Annotated in this window: 15 protein-coding genes and 1 pseudogene; 8 read left to right on the top strand and 8 right to left on the bottom strand. The window is 71.6% G+C overall.

Annotated features, from left to right (window positions below; translation table 11 throughout):
- The first annotated feature begins 15 nt into the window (after positions 1-15).
- Entirely contained in the window at positions 16-1,185 is a 1,170-nt protein-coding gene (locus tag ATM97_RS07275; RefSeq protein WP_218717173.1) for a phosphotransferase family protein, read from the top strand.
- 76 nt (positions 1,186-1,261) lie between these two features.
- Entirely contained in the window at positions 1,262-2,080 is an 819-nt protein-coding gene (locus ATM97_RS07270) for a siderophore-interacting protein (protein ID WP_308248402.1), read from the top strand.
- Between the two features lie 101 nt (positions 2,081-2,181).
- Here ATM97_RS07270 and ATM97_RS07265 read toward each other — a convergent pair whose 3' ends face one another.
- The 3 genes from ATM97_RS07265 to ATM97_RS07255 form a co-directional block, all read right to left on the bottom strand.
- Positions 2,182-3,429 carry an RNA polymerase sigma factor gene (locus ATM97_RS07265; RefSeq protein ID WP_218717171.1) on the bottom strand — a complete coding sequence of 416 codons (1,248 nt, stop codon included), beginning with the start codon at positions 3,427-3,429 and terminating at the stop codon, positions 2,182-2,184.
- Positions 3,426-3,779 carry a YciI family protein gene (locus tag ATM97_RS07260; protein ID WP_218717170.1) on the bottom strand — a complete coding sequence of 118 codons (354 nt, stop codon included), beginning with the start codon at positions 3,777-3,779 and terminating at the stop codon, positions 3,426-3,428. The genes ATM97_RS07265 and ATM97_RS07260 overlap by 4 nt, the downstream gene beginning before the upstream one ends.
- A gap of 127 nt (positions 3,780-3,906) precedes the next feature.
- Positions 3,907-5,583 carry an alkaline phosphatase gene (locus tag ATM97_RS07255; protein ID WP_218717169.1) on the bottom strand — a complete coding sequence of 559 codons (1,677 nt, stop codon included), beginning with the start codon at positions 5,581-5,583 and terminating at the stop codon, positions 3,907-3,909.
- An 86-nt stretch (positions 5,584-5,669) separates the two neighbouring features.
- On the opposite strand from ATM97_RS07255, the gene ATM97_RS07250 reads away from it, so the two are divergent.
- Positions 5,670-7,046: a replication-associated recombination protein A gene (locus ATM97_RS07250; RefSeq protein WP_218717197.1), complete on the top strand. Its 1,377-nt coding sequence runs from the start codon at positions 5,670-5,672 to the stop codon at positions 7,044-7,046.
- A 127-nt stretch (positions 7,047-7,173) separates the two neighbouring features.
- Here the strand turns inward: ATM97_RS07250 and ATM97_RS07245 are convergent, their stop codons facing one another.
- Positions 7,174-7,572, bottom strand: coding sequence for a nuclear transport factor 2 family protein (locus ATM97_RS07245; RefSeq protein ID WP_218717168.1), 399 nt, complete (start codon positions 7,570-7,572; stop codon positions 7,174-7,176).
- Between the two features lie 54 nt (positions 7,573-7,626).
- A complete protein-coding gene (locus ATM97_RS07240; protein WP_218717167.1) occupies positions 7,627-8,349 on the bottom strand; it encodes a YafY family protein in 723 nt (240 codons plus the stop codon).
- Positions 8,350-8,420: 71 nt separating this feature from the next.
- Here ATM97_RS07240 and alaS point away from each other — a divergent pair, with 71 nt between their 5' ends.
- The 5 genes from alaS to ATM97_RS07215 are packed head-to-tail and all read left to right on the top strand — an operon-like array spanning position 8,421 to position 14,518.
- On the top strand, positions 8,421-11,084 hold the full coding sequence (gene alaS / locus ATM97_RS07235) for an alanine--tRNA ligase (protein ID WP_218717166.1): 2,664 nt from the start codon (positions 8,421-8,423) through the stop codon (positions 11,082-11,084).
- Positions 11,084-11,647 carry a Holliday junction resolvase RuvX gene (ruvX, locus tag ATM97_RS07230; protein ID WP_218717165.1) on the top strand — a complete coding sequence of 188 codons (564 nt, stop codon included), beginning with the start codon at positions 11,084-11,086 and terminating at the stop codon, positions 11,645-11,647. Before alaS ends, ruvX begins: the two co-directional genes overlap by 1 nt.
- On the top strand, positions 11,644-13,197 hold the full coding sequence (gene mltG / locus ATM97_RS07225; RefSeq protein WP_218717164.1) for an endolytic transglycosylase MltG: 1,554 nt from the start codon (positions 11,644-11,646) through the stop codon (positions 13,195-13,197). The genes ruvX and mltG overlap by 4 nt, the downstream gene beginning before the upstream one ends.
- Positions 13,190-14,014: a shikimate dehydrogenase gene (locus tag ATM97_RS07220; RefSeq protein WP_218717163.1), complete on the top strand. Its 825-nt coding sequence runs from the start codon at positions 13,190-13,192 to the stop codon at positions 14,012-14,014. Before mltG ends, ATM97_RS07220 begins: the two co-directional genes overlap by 8 nt.
- 57 nt (positions 14,015-14,071) lie before the next feature.
- Entirely contained in the window at positions 14,072-14,518 is a 447-nt protein-coding gene (locus ATM97_RS07215) for a B-4DMT family transporter (RefSeq protein WP_218717162.1), read from the top strand.
- A gap of 49 nt (positions 14,519-14,567) precedes the next feature.
- Here the strand turns inward: ATM97_RS07215 and aroB are convergent, their stop codons facing one another.
- The 3 genes and pseudogenes from aroB to aroC all read right to left on the bottom strand — a co-directional run bounded on the left by aroB (position 14,568) and on the right by aroC (position 18,237).
- On the bottom strand, positions 14,568-15,683 hold the full coding sequence (gene aroB, locus ATM97_RS07210; RefSeq protein WP_218717161.1) for a 3-dehydroquinate synthase: 1,116 nt from the start codon (positions 15,681-15,683) through the stop codon (positions 14,568-14,570).
- Between the two features lie 584 nt (positions 15,684-16,267).
- Positions 16,268-16,774 (bottom strand): annotated as a pseudogene (locus ATM97_RS34240) (shikimate kinase); the annotation flags it as partial.
- 245 nt (positions 16,775-17,019) lie between these two features.
- The gene (aroC, locus tag ATM97_RS07200) at positions 17,020-18,237 is read right to left on the bottom strand and encodes a chorismate synthase (RefSeq protein WP_218717195.1); all 1,218 of its coding nucleotides are present in this window, start codon (positions 18,235-18,237) and stop codon (positions 17,020-17,022) included.
- Positions 18,238-18,371 lie beyond the last annotated feature (134 nt).

Genomic DNA, 18,371 nt, shown 5'->3' with positions numbered 1-18,371 from the left:
GTAGCTTGAGAGGCGATGACCGCACTATTGGCCGAACGCGCCGCCGACGTCGTGTCCGCAGCACAACAGTTGCTCACAAAGCGAATGGGTGCTCCGGTGAAGCTGAGTGATCCGATGGAGCTCAGTGGCAGTGGTAGGACGACAGTCCTACGCGTGCGTGTTGCGGAGAACGCTTTTTCGTTGCCGCGCACGCTGATCGTGAAGCAGGTGCGCGGTTCCGCACAGGACCGCCGCACCGGTGGCATGGCGCCCGGAGTCGCCAGCATCGATGCGGCATTCCTCCGTGAGGCGGTGTCCTATCAGTTCACCACCGCGCTCAGCCGCGAACAGCGCCCCGGCGCCTACCTGATCGCGCACAGCGTGCCCGACCGGTTGCTGGTGCTCTCCGATCTGGGCGACAACGCGCTGCTCACCTCCGTGCTGCAGACCCGCGCCGAGCCGGGCACCCGCAACGCGCTGATGGCCTTCGCGCAGGCGCTGGGCCGGATGCACGCGGCGACCGTGGGCCGCGAGCCCGACTTCGTGGCGCTGATGCGCCGGGTCGACTCGGTGCATCGCGTCGACGGGATCGCCCAGCAGGCTCAGGCCGCGATCGCCGATGTGCCGGGGCTGCTCGAGGCCGAACTCGGCATCGAGGTGCCGGGCGAGATCGCCGAGCGGATCGTGCACGGCAATCGCCTGTTCACCGGCGGCCGGTACCGCGCGTTCAGCCCCTCGGATCTGTGCCCCGACAACGTCATCATGAACGACGAGGGCGCCCGCTTCCTCGACTACGAGTGGGGCGGTTTCCGCGACGCCACTCTCGACATCGCCTACGCGCTCGTGTCCTTCCCGGGCTGCCTCTGCGATTTCGAGCTCTCGCGCAGCCGCGCCAGGGAGATGGTCGAGGCCTGGCGGTCGGCCGTGGTCGGGGTGTGGCCGTCGCTGGCCGACGACACCGTGCTCGCCGAGCGGATCCTCGAGGCCCGCCTGATCTGGGTGTGGCTGTCGACGTACTGGTTCCTGCCCGCCGATCACACCCGCATCGCCACCGCCCGCGAACACGGTCTGTCCGTGCCGCGTTCGGAGGCGCTGATCAACCGCTGGTCGGCGCTGGCCGAGGACGCGCGCGTCACCGGCGACGACGCGGTCGGTGACTTCGCCGAGCAGGTGTCGGCGATGCTGGAAGAGCGCTGGTCGGAGTAGCCGCGCGGCGCAGGCTCCCCACTTCCCGGTCCGACGGGAGTACCGTCGGCGAGGGTCCGAGGAGTTGGGAGCAGTAGTGCCGAAACCGGTTACCGTCACCGTCGTCCGCAAGCTGTGGTTGACCCCGCACCTGGTGCGCGTGGTCGGCACCGCCGACGGATTCACACCGAATGTCTTCACCGACGCCTATGTGAAGCTGATCTTCGCCCCGCCCGGCGTCGAGTATCCCGAGCCGTTCGATCTCGACACCGTGCGCGCCACACTCGGCCCGGAGAGTCAGCCGGTGCTGCGCACCTACACCGTCCGCTCCTACGTTCCCGAGCGGCACGAGATCAGCATCGACTTCGTGGTGCACGGCGACGAGGGCATCGCGGGTCCGTGGGCGCGCTCGGTCGAGCCGGGCGCGCGGTTCCGATTGACCGGACCCGGTGGCGCGTTCGCGCCCGATCCGGCGGCCGACTGGTACTTGTTCGCCGGTGACGAGTCGGCCTTGCCCGCCGTCGCGGCCGCGGTCGAGGCGCTGCCCGCCGGCGCGCCCGCGCAGGTGTTCGTCGAGGTGGGCGGCCCGGAGGACGAGATCGAACTCGGCTCTCCCGGTGACCTGCGCCTGCATTGGGTGCATCGCGGCGTGTCCTCGGACCGGATTCCCGACGATCTCGCCGGGGAGCACGCTCCGCTGGTGGCGGCGGTCCGTGCGGCCGAGTGGCTGCCCGGCCAGGTGCAGGCGTTCGTGCACGGCGAGGCCGAGGCCGTCATGCGGCAGCTGCGCCCCTACCTGCGCAAGGAACGCGGCGTCGCGCCGAAATGGCTGTCCGTCTCCGGGTATTGGCGGCGCGGTCGCACCGAGGAAGGCTTCCGCGAGTGGAAGCGCGCGCTGGCCGCCGAAGGCGCCTGATCGGCGCGCCGCACCTGCGGAACCGGCGGTGGGGTTGCCCGCGTCGTGGCGCCCGGCCGAAACAGCAGGGCGCCGCAGCTCCGCGGCGGGTCGGCCCGCGCTCAGGTGATCAGCGCTGCCAGCTTGCTCCGAAGATGCGCCCGCTCGACCGTGTTATCGGTGAGCAGCAGCGCTGCCTCGTAGGCGGCGACCGCCTCGTCGACCCGGCCCACCTCGGCCAGGAACGCCGCCCGGGCCGCATCGAGATAGCCGTAGGTCGCCAGGGCGGGTTCCGCGCCGAGCGGCCGCAGCAGCGCGAGCGCCCGCTCCGGATCGCCGCCGAGGCCGACCGCGATCGCGTGGTTGAGCTGGGCGACCGGTGACGGCCACACCCGCAGGAGCAGCCGGTACAGTCCGATGATCTCGGGCCAGTCCGTCTCGGCCCAGCTGGGTGCCTCGTCGTGGACGGCGGCGATCGCGGCTTGCAGCGTGTACGGATCCAGGTGCGGCAGCGCCTGTTTCACCAGGGCGATGCCCTCGGCGATCGCCGCGCGGTCCCAGCGGGCGCGATCCTGGTGCTCGAGGGTGCGCAGCTCGCCCGCCGCGTCCACCCGCGCGGCCCGGCGCGCGTCGGTCAGCAGGATCAACGCCAGCAGCCCGGTGACCGACGGGTCGTCGGGGACCAGCGCGCGCATCATCCGGGCGAGCTGGAGTGCGCGCTCGACGAGATCGGCGCGGACCAGCTGCTCGCCCGCCGGTGCGGTGTGGCCGGTGGTGAACAGCAGATGGATGACCGCGCAGATCGCATCGAGGCGCTGGGGCAGCTCGCGCACCGACGGCACCCGGTACGGGATCGCCGCCACCGCGATCTTGCGCTTGGCCCGGGTGATCCGCGCGGCCATGGTCGACTCGCTGACCAGGAACGCCCGCGCCACCTCGGCGGTGGTCACACCGCAGACCAGCCGCAGTGTCAACGCGATCTGGGCCTCGGGCGCCAGCGCCGGGTGACAGCAGGTGCTGATCAGGCGCAGCCGATCGTCGGGGATCGCGGGGTCGTCCAGTTCGGCCAGGGCGAGGTCGGCGGTGTCGTCGACCTGCTCGTCGACGACGAGGCCGGGCAGCGCCCGCCGGAACGTGCTGTCGCGGCGCAGCAGATCGAGACCGCGGCGCCGGGCGACCGTCGTCAGCCAGGCGCCGGGCTTGGCCGGGACACCATCGGTGGCCCACACGGTGAGCGCCGTCGCGTAGGCGTCCTGCACACACTCCTCGGCCAGGTCGAAATCGCGGACCAGCCGCACCGTCGCGGCGAGCACGAAGGCCCACTCGCGACGGTGCGCCTGCTCGACGGCCGCGGCCGCCGTCGTGGTCACGGCTGCGGGAAGACCTTGATCGGGCGGACCTCGACGCCGCCCTCCGGCGCGGGCACCTGCGCGGCGATCGCGATCGCGGCGTCCAGGTCGGGGGCCTCCAGCAGGTAGTAGCCGCCGAGGGCTTCCTTGGCTTCCGCGAACGGCCCGTCGGTGATGACGACCTCGCCGTCGGCGGTGTGACGGATCGAGGTGGCGGTGCCGGTGGGCTGCAGGGCCTGGCCGCCGAGGTTGGCGTCACCGGCGAGCTGCTGGAAGGTGCGGTGGGCGGCGAGCATGTCGTCGAGTTCGGTGGGGGACAGGGCGGCGTAGGCGGCTTCGTCGCCGTAGATCAGGACCAGATACTGGCTCATGACGGTGCTCCTTCGGATGAGGGCTGCCCGCTCGTCGGGTAGCCGTACACACCCGACGAGCGGCAGTGGCTGCGATCGACAGCCTCACCGAAGATTCTGCGCCGATTTCCTCCAGGCGTGACCGCCCTCAGGCCACCGGGTTCGGCCGCGGTTCCACCCGGCCGCCCGCGGGCACGGCGAACGAGGCGCCGTGGCGCACACCGGTCGCCGGGTCGGTGACGTCGAGAACGTAGAACCAGTCCATCTGGGTCTGGGTGGGCGTCACCTCGAGCACGCCGAAGCCGTGCGAGTCGAGTTCGGTGTAGCGCAGGTGATGGTTGGCCGCCTTGATGGCCTCCTCGGCCGCCACCGACGCGGTGCGGGCGGGCACCTTCAGCAGGTCGCCGACGCTGGAGGAGGTGACCGAGGGGATGACGAACTCCGCGCCCACCGTCGCTCCGCCCGGGTAGTTCGCGGCATCCAGCGGCAGGTCGGCGGCCCAGGAGGTGTGGATGTCACCGGTCAGGAAGACGACATCGGCCACGTTGTCCTCGGCGATGGTCCGGAACAGGGTGCGCCGGTCGGCGGTGTAGCCGTCCCACTGGTCCCCGTTGACGGTCAGGCCGCCCTGGGGCACGCCGATCGCCTCGGTGATCGCCTGGGTGGTGGCGGGCTCGAGCGGCGGGAACACCAGCGGCGCGATCATCACCGAGTTGCCGATCAGCTTCCAGCGGGCGGGTGAGGAGCTCAGACCCGCGGTCAGCCAGTCCATCTGGGCGCGGCCGGTGATGGTGCGCGCCGGATCGTCGGCCTGGCGCCAGCCCGCGCCGGGACCTGCCTCGTGGTCGCGGTAGCTGCGCAGGTCCAGCATCGACAGTTCGGCCAGCGTGCCGAAGCGCAGGCGGCGATAGATCTGCACCTCGGTGCCGGTGCGAGCGGCGCGCACCGGCATCCACTCCAGGTAGGCCTGCGCGGAGGCGGCCCGGCGGGCGCTCCACGGACCGTGCACGGCGGGGTCGTGGTTCTCGGAGCCCTCGCGCCAGGAGTTGTCGGCCGACTCGTGGTCGTCCCAGGTGCAGATGAACGGCACCGACGCGTGCAGGGCCAGCAGGTCGGGGTCGGTCTTGTACTGGCCGTGCCGGGTCCGGTAGTCGGCCAGGCTGACGATCTCGTTCGCCGGCTCGTGTCCGCGCACCGCGCCGTTGCGGCCGGTGTACTTGCCGCGGGCGTATTCGTAGATGTAGTCGCCCAGGTGCACCACCGCGTCCAGATCGGTGCGGGCGGCCAGATGCCGGTAGGACCCGAACCAGCCGGCTTCCCAGTTCGAGCAGGAGACCAGGCCGAGGCGCAGGCGGTCGACCTCGCTGTCGGTCGCGGGCGCGGTGCGGGTGCGCCCGACCGGCGAGGTCTCGCCGAGGGCGGTGAAGCGGTAGTAGTAGTCGGTGGCCGGCGCCAGGCCGGTCGCGTCGACCTTGACGGTGTGATCGGCGTCGGCGGTCGCGGTCACGGTGCCGGAGGCGGCGATCCCGGCGAAGGACTCGTTCGCGGAGATCTCCCAGCGCACCGTCGCGGGGGCGCCGAGGCCGGAGCCGGGGACCGCGTCCTCGGCCACGCTGACCCGGGTCCACAGGATCACCGCGCCGGGCAGCGGGTCACCGGAGGCGACACCGTGGCGGAACACCGCGCCCGCCGCGTGGGCCGTCGCGGTGCTCGCGAACACCGCCGCGGCCGCCGCCGTCCCGCCTTTGAACAGGGTGCGCCGGGCGAACTGCCCTGTCGCGGAGGTGATGACGCCGTTGTTTTCGACCACGAGGAGCGATCTCATCCCACCGACGGGGTGACGCGCAAGTCCTGTTCGTAAAGTTGGTCAATCGTTCAACTTTGTGGCGGGTCACCTGCGCCGTCCCGGACCTGTCCGACCGCCTCGGTACCCTGCTGGACGTGAGCGAGAGCCTGTTCGACGTGCCCGGAGAACCCGCCGCGCCCGAGCACGGTCTCGACGCGGTGATCCGGCGCGATTCCGGTGCGCCGCTGGCCGTCCGGATGCGGCCGCGGTCGCTCGACGAGGTGATCGGTCAGCAGCACCTGCTCGGGCCGGGATCGCCGCTGCGCCGCCTGGTCGAGGGCTCCGGGGCGGCGTCGGTGCTGCTCTACGGCCCGCCGGGCACCGGCAAGACCACCCTGGCCTCGCTGCTGTCGCAGGCCACCGGGCGCCGTTTCGAGGCGTTGTCGGCCCTGTCGGCGGGCGTCAAGGAGGTCCGCGCCGTCATCGACGTCGCGCGGCGCAGGCTGACCGTGGGTGAACAGACCGTCCTGTTCATCGACGAGGTGCACCGCTTCTCCAAGACCCAGCAGGACGCGCTGCTGGCGGCGGTGGAGAACCGGATCGTGCTGCTCGTCGGCGCGACCACCGAGAACCCGTCGTTCTCGGTGGTGTCGCCGCTGCTGTCGCGCTCGCTGGTGTTGCAACTGCAGTCGCTCACGCCCGACGACATCCGCCAGGTCCTCGACCGCGCGATCACCGACCCGCGCGGGCTCGATGGGCAATACACCGTCGCCGAGGACGCGCTCGACCACATCGTCCGGATCGCCGGCGGTGACGCGCGCCGCGCGCTGACCGCCCTGGAGGCCTCGGCCGAGTCCTCGCTCGACGGCGTCGTCGATGTGGCACTGGTCGAGGCCAGCGTCGACAAGGCCGCCGTCCGCTACGACCGGGCGGGCGATCAGCACTACGACGTGATCAGCGCGTTCATCAAGTCCATCCGCGGTTCCGATGTCGACGCCGCCCTGCACTACCTGGCGCGCATGCTCACCGCGGGCGAGGACCCCCGCTTCATCGCCCGCCGGCTGATGATCCATGCCAGCGAGGACATCGGCATGGCCGATCCGATGGCCCTGCAGACCGCCACCGCCGCCGCCCAGGTGGTGCAGCTGGTCGGCCTGCCCGAGGCCAAGCTGGCCCTGGCGCAGGCCACCATCCACCTCGCCACCGCGCCCAAGTCCGGCGCGGTGACCTCGGCGCTGGGCGCGGCCATGGCCGACATCGCCGCGGGCAAGGCGGGCGCGGTGCCCCCGCACCTGCGCGACGGCCACTACGCCGGCGCGGCCGCGCTGGGCAACGCCCAGGGCTACAAGTTCCCGCACGACGCCCGTGACGGCGTGCTCGCCCAGCAGTACCCACCCGACGACCTGGTCGGCACCGACTACTACGCGCCCACCGACCACGGCTTCGAACGCGAAGTGGGCCCCCGCGTCGCCAAACTGCGCCGCATCGTCCGGGGGACCTAGCCCGGCCGCGTCGTCGACAGCGAGCGGCGCCGATCCGCCGATGGACGAGTATCCGGCCGGATCGTGTCGACGGTGAACGGCGCGGTCCGCCGGCAGGCGAAGTGCCCGTGCGGCGGGCTCCGGCGGATCAGTCGACGGCGAACGGCGCCGACCCACCGACCGACCAGATCCGGCGCAGCCTGCCCCCGACGGCCTCCATCATGTCGATGCCGCCGTGCTCGGGTTCCCCGGATCGCTCGGAATGCCAGCGGACCGCGAAGGTGCCGGAACCTTCGGCATCGAGCGTGCCGGTCGCGGCCGAGTCGACGACGAAGCGCACGTCCGGCCGCTGTGCCCGGAATCCGGTGACGAAGGCGGTCACGTCGGCGGGACCGCGCAACCCGTCGGTGGCCTCGCGGGTAGTGGCGGCGAAACGGAGCTGGAAGTCGTCGGTGAGCAGCGCCCGGGCGAGATCGGGGTCGGTGTTCCAGAGTGCGGTCCAGCGGGCGGCGAGCTGGTCGGCGACGGTCGGTGCGGTGGTGGTCATGGGTTGCTCCCCGGTGAAGTGGCCGCCCCGGTGACGGCCCGCGCTGTCCAGGATTCAGTCCGTCCGCGACAACGGTGTGTCGGTGATCGGGGTCACATCGATCAGTCGCCCGTCGCCGGTCGGGATGGTCGACAGGTCGATGCCCCGGTCCACCGCCACGTCGTCGAGCACCTGCGCGCGCACCACGCGATCGAGCCGGAATCCGCGCAGTCCCGACCGCATCCGGCACCAGGCGTAGAGGAACCAGTGCTCGCGGCCCGCCACGAACGCGAGCGGCTCGACCTCGCGCTCGGTGGGCGCGCCCAGCCGATCCAGGTACTCGATCCGCAGCACCCGCCCGCCGAGGAGGGCGTCCAGGATCGCGGGCGACAGGACGGGTGCGGGCGCGACCGGGAAGAACCGCACCCGCTCTACCAGCGCCGTGGCCCGCAGCCGGTCCTGCTCGGGCAGCACCGCCACCACCTTGTGCACCGCCGACAGCGCGGCCGCCGCGAACGGTGTCCCGGCCAGCCGGGGGAGCGCGACGGCCAGCGCGGTCGCCTCCGCCGCGGTCAGGCTGACCGGCGCGAGCGTGCGGTGCCGGTCGAGGGCGTAGCCGCCGGCGCGGCCCGGCACGGTCCGGATCGGCAGCCCCGACTGTTGCAGCGCGGCGAGATCGCGCTCGATCGTGCGGGTCGACACCTCGAAGCGGGCGGCCAGCTGACGTGCGGTGCGCGGCCGCGGACTGTAGGCGCGCAGCTCTTCGGCGAGGGCGTAGAGCCGCTCGGTCTTGGTCACGTTCGGATTGTCGCCGAGACCACCGACTCCGGCGCAAAACCGGTGGATTGCAGGCGGTAAGCTGGACAGCTGTGCAGACCCACGAGATTAGACGGCGTTTCCTGGACCATTTCGTCCGTGCCGGACACACCGAGGTGCCCAGCGCCTCGCTGATCCTGGCCGACCCCAACCTGCTGTTCGTCAACGCAGGCATGGTCCAGTTCGTGCCGTATTTCCTCGGTCAGCAGACCCCGCCGTACGCCACCGCGACCAGCGTGCAGAAGTGCGTGCGCACCCTCGACATCGAGAACGTCGGCATCACCACCCGCCACAACACCTTCTTCCAGATGGCGGGCAACTTCAGCTTCGGTGACTACTTCAAGCGCGAGGCCATCACCCTGGCCTGGACACTGCTCACCAGCAGCGTCGAGGACGGCGGCTACGGCTTCGATCCCGAGCGCCTGTGGGTGACGGTCTACCTCGACGACGACGAGGCCGAGCGGATGTGGCTCGAGATGGGCGTACCCGCCGACCGCATCCAGCGCCGCGGTATGGCCGACAACTACTGGTCGATGGGCATTCCGGGCCCGTGTGGTCCGTGCTCGGAGATCTACTACGACCGCGGCCCCGAGTACGGCGTCGAGGGCGGCCCCGAGGCCGACGAGGACCGCTACATCGAGATCTGGAATCTCGTGTTCATGCAGAACGAGCGCGGTGCCGGCATCGGCAAGGACAACTTCGAGATCCTCGGCCCGCTGCCCAAGCAGAACATCGACACCGGCATGGGCGTGGAGCGCGTGGCGTTCCTGCTCCAGGGCGTGGACAACGTCTACGAGACCGACCTGATGCGTCCCATCATCGACAAGGCCGAGCAGCTCACGGGCCGGTCCTACGGTGTCGAGCACACCGACGACGTGCGCTTCCGCGTCATCGCCGACCACGCCCGCACCGCCGCGATGCTCATCGCCGACGGCGTGAACCCCGGCAACGACGGCCGCGGCTACGTGCTGCGCCGGCTGCTGCGCCGCATCGTGCGCTCGGCCCGCCTGCTCGGCGCCGAGAAGCCGGTGATGGGCGAGCTGATGAAGATCGTCTCCGAGCTGATGTCGCCGTCCTACCCGGAGCTGGCCACCGATTTCTCCCGCATCGAGACCGTCGCGGTGGGCGAGGAGACGGCCTTCCTGAAGACCCTGAACACCGGCGAGACCCTCTTCGACAACGCCGCCACCGCGGTGAAGTCCAAGGGCGGCAAGCAGATCACCGGTTCGGACGCCTTCGCGCTGCACGACACCTACGGCTTCCCGATCGACCTCACCCTCGAGATGGCTGCCGAGGCGGGTCTGTCGGTGGACGAGGAGGGCTTCCGCTCGCTCATGGCCGAGCAGCGCAAGCGCGCCAAGGACGACGCCCAGGCTCGCAAGCACGCGCACGCCGACCTGACCGTCTACAAGGAACTGGTCGACCGCGGCGCCACCGAGTTCACCGGCTTCGACGAGCTCACCTCCGAGGCCAACGTGCTGGCCCTGATCGTCGACGGCGTGCGGGTGCCCGTCGCCCAGGCCGGGTCCGACGTCGAGGTCATCCTCGACCGCAGCCCGATGTACGCCGAGTCGGGTGGTCAGATCGCCGACCGTGGCACCATCACCGCCTCGGGCCTGAAGCTGCGCATCAACGACGTGCAGAAGATCGCCAAGAAGCTGTGGGTGCACAAGGCCACCGTCGAGCAGGGGCAGATCACCGAGGGCGATGTCGTGCTCGCGCAGGCCGATCCGGCCTGGCGCCGGGGCGCTACCCAGGGCCACTCCGGCACACACATGGTGCACGCCGCGCTGCGGCAGGTGCTCGGCCCCAACGCCGTGCAGGCCGGTTCGCTGAACAAGCCCGGCTACCTGCGGTTCGACTTCAACTGGCAGGGTGCGCTGTCGGAGCAGCAGAAGGCCGACATCGAGGCCGTCTCCAACGATGCCGTCGGCGCCGACTTCCCGGTGAACACTTTCGTCACCGACCTGCCCAAGGCCAAGGAGATGGGCGCGATGGCCCTCTTCGGCGAGAACTACGGCGACGAGGTGCGCGTCGTGGAGATCGGCGGCCCGTTCTCGATGGAGCTGTGCGGTGGTACGCACGTCGAGCACTCCTCGCAGATCGGCCCGATCACGGTGCTGGGCGAGTCCTCGGTCGGTTCCGGCGTGCGTCGCGTCGAGGCGTTCGTCGGCCTGGATTCCTACAAGTACCTGGCCAAGGAGCGCGCGCTGCTGGCCGGTGTCGCGTCCGCGCTGAAGGTGCCGTCGGACGAGGTGCCCGGTCGGGTCGAGCAGCTCGTGGAGCGGCTCAAGGTGGCGGAGAAGGAGCTCGAGCGCACCAAGGTCGCCGCGGTGCTGTCCTCGGCGGGCACCTTCGTCGAGCAGGCCGAGCGGGTCGGCTCGGTGTTGCTGGTCGCCGCCGCCGCGCCCGAGGGCGTCGCCGCGGGCGACCTGCGCACCCTGGCCACCGATATCCGCGGCCGGTTCGGCAGCGAGGCCGCGGTGGTCGTGCTGCTCGGCAACACCGACGGCAAGGCGCCGTTCGTGGTGTCGGTCAACAAGGCCGCCCAGGATCTGGGCTTCAAGGCGGGCGACCTGGTGGCCAGCTTCGGCCCGAGCATCGCCGGTCGCGGCGGCGGCAAGCCGGAGATGGCGCAGGGCTCCGGTTCGGATCCGTCGGGTATCCCGGCCGGTCTGGCCGCGGTCCGTGCCCGGGTGGCCGAACTCGCCGGCTGATGCCACCCACCGCAGGTCCAGCCGAACAGGAACCGGCCGACCGACCGGATCCGGCGACCGACCCCGGTAGGGGCCGCCGGATCGCGATCGATGTCGGCAGCGTCCGGATCGGGGTCGCCTCGAGCGACCCCGACGGAATTCTCGCGACCCCGGTGGAGACCGTGCCGCGCGCCAAGCCGTCGAAGTCCGGCGGGCGCGCGGCGGGTCCGCCCGCCGACATCTCGAGAATTGCCGATATTGTGCGGGAGTACGAAGCCGTCGAGGTGATCATCGGGCTGCCCCGCACCTTGCGCGGTGAAAACGGCACGGCGGCGGGTATCGCACGTCGGTTTGCCCGGGAGTTGCGCCGGGTGATCGACCCGATTCCGATACGCCTTTCCGACGAACGTTTGACTACGGTGTCTGCTGCACGTGCGCTGCGCGACAGCGGAGTTCGCGCACGTGGCCAGCGGCAGGTGATCGACCAGGCGGCAGCCGTGTCGATTCTGCAAGGATGGTTGGACGAGCGGAGTTCGGTGTTGAAGGACGCAGCAGACGCGAGCGTGGTCGGAGACGATGCATGACCGACCGATGGGCCAGGGCCGAGGAACGCTACCGGGCGCGGGAAGCTGATCGGCGCTATCCCCGCCGCGACGACTGGGGCCTGGACGCCCGCGAGGCGCGCGAGGAGCCGCAGCCGGCCGGTCCGCCCGGCTGGGACGACGATGACGACACCAACGTCATTCCGCGCTACGAGGACGAGCTCTACGACGCCGAGCCCGAACCCGAGCCCGAGCCCGTGGCTCCGCCGCGCCGGGTCGGCCAGCGGGCCGCTCCGGTAGGCCGCGGCGCGGGCGGACGCAACCCCGCCGACCGTGGCCGGGGCACGCCGCCGTCCGGCCGCGACAAGCAGCCCGCGGGCCGCGGCAAGGCGGCGTCGGGCCGCAAGCGGTCGCGGATCGCCTCGCGCAAGGCCGCCGAGCGCAAACGGCGTCGCCGCAACCTCTGGGTGGTCGGTGCGCTGCTGGCCGTCCTGATCGTCTCCGCGGCCGGTTTCGCCGGCTACAAGCTGATGAGCCGGTTCGCCCCGGCCGAGGACTTCGCCGGTCCGCCCGGGGCGCTGGTCGTGGTGCAGGTGCATCCCGGCGACACCGCCTCGCAGATCGCCGGTGCCATGCACGACCGTGGCGTGGTCGCCAGCCCCGAGGCCTTCTACGAAGCGGCCGTGCGCAATTCGGGGATGAACAACGTGCAGCCCGGGTACTACGCGATCGGTGTGAACAGCCCGGCCGCCACCGCCGTCGCCACGCTGGTCGGCGGGAAGTCGCGGGTCGGCAACGTGACCGTCTCCGAGGGCAGGCTGCTGCACGACAAGCACGACGCGAACACCGGCGGGCGCTACGACGGCATCTACCGCAAGGTCGCCCAGGCCAGCTGCTACGGCGCCGAGCAGAAGTGCGTGACCTACGAACAGCTCGACGCCGCGGGCGCGAGCACGGACCTGGCCGCCCTCGGTGTGCCGGACTGGGCGATGAAGGGCGTGCGGGAATCCCCGGACCGGTCCCGGCAGCTGGAAGGCCTGATCGCCGCTGGCACCTGGGATTTCGATCCCAGCGGGACTCCGCAGCAGATCCTGCGCCAGCTGGTGACCTCGAGCGTGCAGCGCTACGAGTCGACCGGCCTGCTGCAGTCGGGCGCCACCACGGGCCTGACGCCGTATCAGACGCTGGTGTCCGCGTCGCTGGTGGAGCGGGAGGCGAAGCCACAGGACATGAGCAAAGTGGCCAGGGTGATCGTGAACCGGCTCAAGGTCGATCAGATGCTGCAGTTCGACTCGACGGTCAACTACACCCTCGACACCACCGAGGTGGCGACCACCAACGCCGACCGGGCCAGGGAAACCGCCTGGAACACCTACGCGATGCGCGGCCTGCCCGTGACGCCGATCTCGGCACCGTCACTGGACGCGTTGCGGGCCATGGAGAATCCGGAGCCGGGCGCGTGGCTGTACTTCGTCACCGTCGACAAGGAGGGCACCACCCTGTTCACCGACAGCTACTCCGAACACCTGCGCCTGGTCGCCCAGGCTCAGCGCAGCGGCATCCTCGACAGCTCCAAGCCCTACGGTGGCTGAGTCGCGCAAGGCGGCGGTGCTCGGCAAGCCGATCGCACACTCACGGTCGCCGCAGCTGCATCTGGCCGCCTACCGCGCGCTCGGGCTGGACTGGACCTACGAGCGCGTCGAGTGCACGGCCGAAGAGCTGCCGGGACTGGTCGACGGGCTCGGACCGGAGTGGGTCGGGCTCTCGGTGACCATGCCGGGCAAGGAGGCCGCGTTGGCCCGCGCGGACACGCGCACCGACCGGGCGGTCCTGGTCGGCTCGGCCAACACCCTGGTGCGCACCGAGGCGGGCTGGCTGGCCGACTGCACCGATGTGGACGGGGTGCTCGGCGCGCTGCGCGGGGGCGGCGTCGACCGGGTGCGCGAGGCCGTGGTGCTGGGCGCCGGTGGCACCGCCCGGCCCGCCCTGCTGGCGCTGTCGGAACTGGGCGCGGAATCGGTGACCGTGGTCGCACGCGACGCGGGCCGCGCGCGTGACGCGCTGGAACTCGCCGAACGTCTGGGCCTGGCCGTGTCGACGATCGGCTTCGAGGCCGAGGCCCTCGCCGCCGTCTGCGCGACGGCGAGCGCGGTGGTCAGCACGATTCCCGCGACGGCGGCCGCCCCGGTCGCGGCCCAGGTCGCGGCGGCGCCGGTGGTGCTGGACGCGATCTACAACCCGTGGCCGACCCCGCTGGCCGAGGCGGTGGCCGCCGCCGGGCACACCGTCGTCAGCGGCCTGCAGATGCTGCTGAACCAGGCCTTCGGTCAGGTCGAGTTGTTCACCGGGCAGCCCGCGCCGCGCGCGGCGATGGCGGCCGCGCTCGACGAGGCCCTGCCCTCGGTCTGATCGCCTTATCGCCGGAATTGATACCTGTTCTAGTTTTTTCCGGTTAAGGTGTTGCACATGACCGCTTGGGTGTTACGAGCCACCGTCCTCGGCGCGCTGGTCGTCGGCTTACGGCTGCTGCTCGGCTTCGCGATGGCGTTCTGGCCGACCTACGGCATGATCTGGCGGGTCGCCTGCCTCGTCGTGATCGTCGGTGTCGTGGTCGTCTGGGGGATGCGCGACGGCCGGTCGGGCACCACCGATGATCTCACCGTGCGCTGGCTGGCCGCCGGGGCCGTGGCCGGTCTCGCCAGTGGTGCCGTGTGCCTGATCCTCGATCAGGTGCCCGGCGTCGAACTCGGCGACTCCGGCGCGCTGTTCGAACTGACCTCGGCGGCGTCGTTCATCATGCTGCTGATCTTCCTGCCCGGGCTCGCGGGGGTCGCCTTCGGTCGCCGCCGCGCGCGGCGCACCCCCGAATCCCCTTCTCCCACTACGCAACCGGAGTTCGCTCCGGCAGTCTGAGTCCGTTGGTACTGTGCCCGGCGAGCGCGCTCGCCGGGCACAGTACCGTTCAGAGCAGGATCGGGCCGCCGGTGGACGCCTCGCGCGCGATCGCGGAGTAGGCCGCGGCCAGCAGCGACGGATCGGGACCCTCGAGCCGGCCCGGCTTGGCCAGCCCGTCGAGCACCACGAATCGCAGCACACCCGAACGGGTCTTCTTGTCGGTCTGCATCGCGTCCATCAGCTGCGGTAGCGCGTCACCGTCGTAGCTGACCGGCAGGCCGACGCTCTCCAGGATGGTGCGGTGCCGGTCGGCGGTGGCGTCGTCGAGGCGACCCGCCAGCCTGCCGAGCTCGGCCGCGAACACCAGGCCGACGGAGACAGCGGCACCGTGCCGCCAGCGGTAGCGCTCGCGACGCTCCACGGCGTGCCCCAGGGTGTGGCCGTAGTTCAGGATCTCGCGCAGGCTCGACTCCTTGAGGTCGGCCGCCACCACGTCGGCCTTGACCTGGATCGCGCGCCGGATCAGTTCCGGCAGCACGTCACCGGTGGGATCGAGCGCGGCCTCCGGGTCGGCCTCGATGAGGTCCAGGATCACCGGGTCGGCGATGAAACCGGCCTTGATGATCTCGGCCATGCCCGCCACGATCTCGTTGCGCGGCACCGTCTCCAGCGTGGCCAGGTCGACCAGCACGGCGCTCGGCTCGTGGAAGCTGCCGACGAGGTTCTTGCCCGCCTCGGTGTTGATGCCGGTCTTGCCGCCCACCGCGGCGTCGACCATCGCCAGCAGCGTGGTCGGCACGTGCACGATGCGCACGCCGCGCATCCAGGTGGCGGCGACGAAGCCTGCCAGGTCGGTGGCCGCGCCACCGCCGAGGCTCACGATGGCGTCGTTGCGGGTCAGCCCGATCCGGCCGAGCACCTCCCAGCAGAACCCGGCCACGGCCAGATCCTTGCCGTCCTCGGCATCCGGGATCTCGATGCGGTGCGCGTCGATCCCGGTGTCGGCCAACGCTTTCCGGACCACCTCGGCGGTCTCGGCCAGCGGCGGCTGATGGAAGATCGCCACGGTCCGCACGGCGTTGCCCGCGGTGACCGCCTCGACGAGATCGCCGAGCAGCCCGCGTCCGATGATCACCGGGTACGGGTCGGCGGTGCGGACCTGGATGGTGGTCGGCTCTGTCACGTGCGCTGCTCCGATTCTTTCTGGTCGTTGGTCTTGCGTCGGCCGCCGCGTCGCCGCGGCCGGTTGCGCCGTGTGCGCTCGCCCTGAGCGGTCGAGCGGTCCGCGTCGCCGGTCTGGCCCGATCCGGAACGCTGTCCGGTCGGCACGGGGGTGCCCGCGCGCTGACCTGCCGGGCGATCCGGTGACGCCGCGGATTGCGTTGCCTGGTCGCCGCCGGTGGCGCGCGTCGCCGTCTTGCCGTCGGCGTCGCGATTCGTGCCCGCGGCCGAGCGGATGCGGACCCCGCCGCGACGGGACCTGGTACGCCGGGAGCGTCGAGTGCCGGTCGTGCGGGCTTCGCCCTGCGCTGTGCCCGCGTCACCGCTCGACCCGGCGTCGGCGGATCGGGTCGCCGCCGAAGCGGTCCGGTCGATCGTGGCCTGCTCGTTCGCCCGGCGCGCGGCCGCGGCGCGTGCCCTGGCGCGGCGACGCGCCCGCGACCGGTTGCTGCCGATTCCGGGCCTGCTGGTGGCCGAACCCGAAGCGGCGGTACCGGATCCGCCGGCGCGCTCGGCGTCGAGATCGGTACGCACCGATTCCAAGCCCAGCTTGGTGAGGATCATCCGCACGACCCGGCCGGGGCTGCGCCCGTCGGTTCGCACGCGCACGGTGGCGACCTCGCGGTAGAGCGGGCGCCGGATCCGCATCAGCTCCCGGTACTTGGCACCGGGATCGGTGCCGTTGAGCAGCGGGCGGGCATTGCTCGAGCCGGTGCGCCGAAGTCCTTCGGCCACACTGATTTCCAGGTAGACCACGGTCGCGGTGCGCAACACCGCGCGGGTCCGCGCCGACAGCACCGACCCGCCGCCGAGCGACACGACACCCTCGTGTTCGAGCACGGCACGCCGCACCACCAGCTCCTCGATCCGCCGGAACTCCGGTTCACCGTCGTTGGCGAAGATCTCCGGAATGGAGCGGCCGGTTTCGGCCTCGATTCCGGCGTCGGTGTCGTAGAGCTCGACCCCGAGCTCCCTGGCGAGCTTGCGTCCGATGGTCGACTTCCCCGACCCCGGCGGCCCGACCAGCACCACCCGGGCACGGGGTACGGTCACCGCCTCGGTATCGGCGCTCGCGTCGGCGTCGCCGGTCGCGTCGGTGGCACTGCTCGCGGCGGCCTCAGCGATCGCAACGGTGGCACTGCGGTCACCGGTCGAGTCGGCGGCGCGGGTGCTGGTCGCGTCGACGGTGCCGACCGCGTCAGCGGAGCCGACGGCTCGGTCGGCCTGCCCGCCGGTGTCGACAGTCGATGGGGGACCCGCGTCGTTGTCCTCCGCGGCCCCCTCCTGTCCCGGTCCGGTCACGGCGTACGGCTGTCCGCGGGCACGTGCGGGCGGTTGCCGATCCGCTCGAGGTAGCCGGTGATGTTGGCGAGGGTCTCGGTCAGCGAGTCGCCGCCGAACTTCTCCAGCGCGGCCTGCGCCACCACCAGCGCGACCATCGATTCCGCGACCACACCGGCCGCGGGCACCGCGCACACATCCGAGCGCTGGTGGATCGCGACGGCTTCCTCGCCGGTGGACATGTCGACGGTCGACAGCGCGCGCGGCACGGTCGAGATCGGCTTCATGGCGGCGCGCACCCGCAGTGCCTCACCGTTGGTCATGCCGCCTTCCAGACCGCCCGCGCGGTTGGTCGAGCGCAGCACACCGTCGGGCCCGGGACGCATCTCGTCGTGGGCCTGGCTGCCACGCCTGCGCGCGGTCTCGAAACCGTCGCCCACCTCGACACCCTTGATCGCCTGGATGCCCATGAGAGCGGCGGCCAGCCGGGAATCGAGCCGCTGCTCGCCGCTGATGAACGAGCCGAGGCCGATCGGCAGACCGGAGACAATCACCTCGACGACACCACCGAGGGTGTCGCCGTCCTTCTTGGCGGCCTCGATCTCGGCGATCATCGCCGCCTCGGCGTCGGCATCGAACGCGCGCACCGGGCTGGCGTCGATGGCGTCGAGATCGTGCGGGCCGGGGATGACGCCGGTGGTGTTGGCCGCGGTGCCGATCGACACCACGTGCGAGATCACCTCGACGCCGAAGGCCTGACGCAGGAAGTTGCGGGCGACCGTGCCGGCCGCGACGCGGGCCGCGGTCTCGCGGGCGCTGGCCCGCTCGAGCACCGGACGAGCGTCGTCGAAGTCGTACTTGAGCATGCCGGAGTAGTCGGCGTGACCGGGGCGCGGACGGGTCAGCGGCGCGTTGCGCGCCATCCCGGCGAGCGCGTCCGCGTCGACCGGGTCGGCCGACATCACCTCGGTCCACTTGGGCCACTCGGAGTTGGCGACCTCGATCGCGACCGGACCACCCATGGTCCGGCCGTGGCGCACGCCACCGACCAGGGTGACCTTGTCGGCCTCGAACTTCATCCGGGCGCCGCGCCCGTAACCGAGCCGACGGCGCGCGAGCTGTGCGGAGACATCGTCCGATGTCACCTCGACTCCGGCGACCATCCCTTCCAGGAGGGCGACGAGAGCGGGACCATGGGATTCTCCGGCAGTTATCCAGCGCAACACGCCGACCATCTTCCCATGTCGACACGCGTGGTCGGGAACGTGGGCCGACGTGACGAGCGGCACGTCGCCGCCGCGCCGGGCCGCGCGGTGGCGGCCACCGCCTGGATGGCGCAGCGTCGAGGCGGTGGCCACCGGCACCGGGG

Source organism: Nocardia sp. MH4 (genome assembly GCF_019266065.1).
Lineage (GTDB): Bacteria > Actinomycetota > Actinomycetes > Mycobacteriales > Mycobacteriaceae > Nocardia > Nocardia canadensis.
The sequence above is the reverse complement of the archived record's forward strand: the minus strand, read 5'-3'. Positions and strand labels throughout refer to the sequence as shown.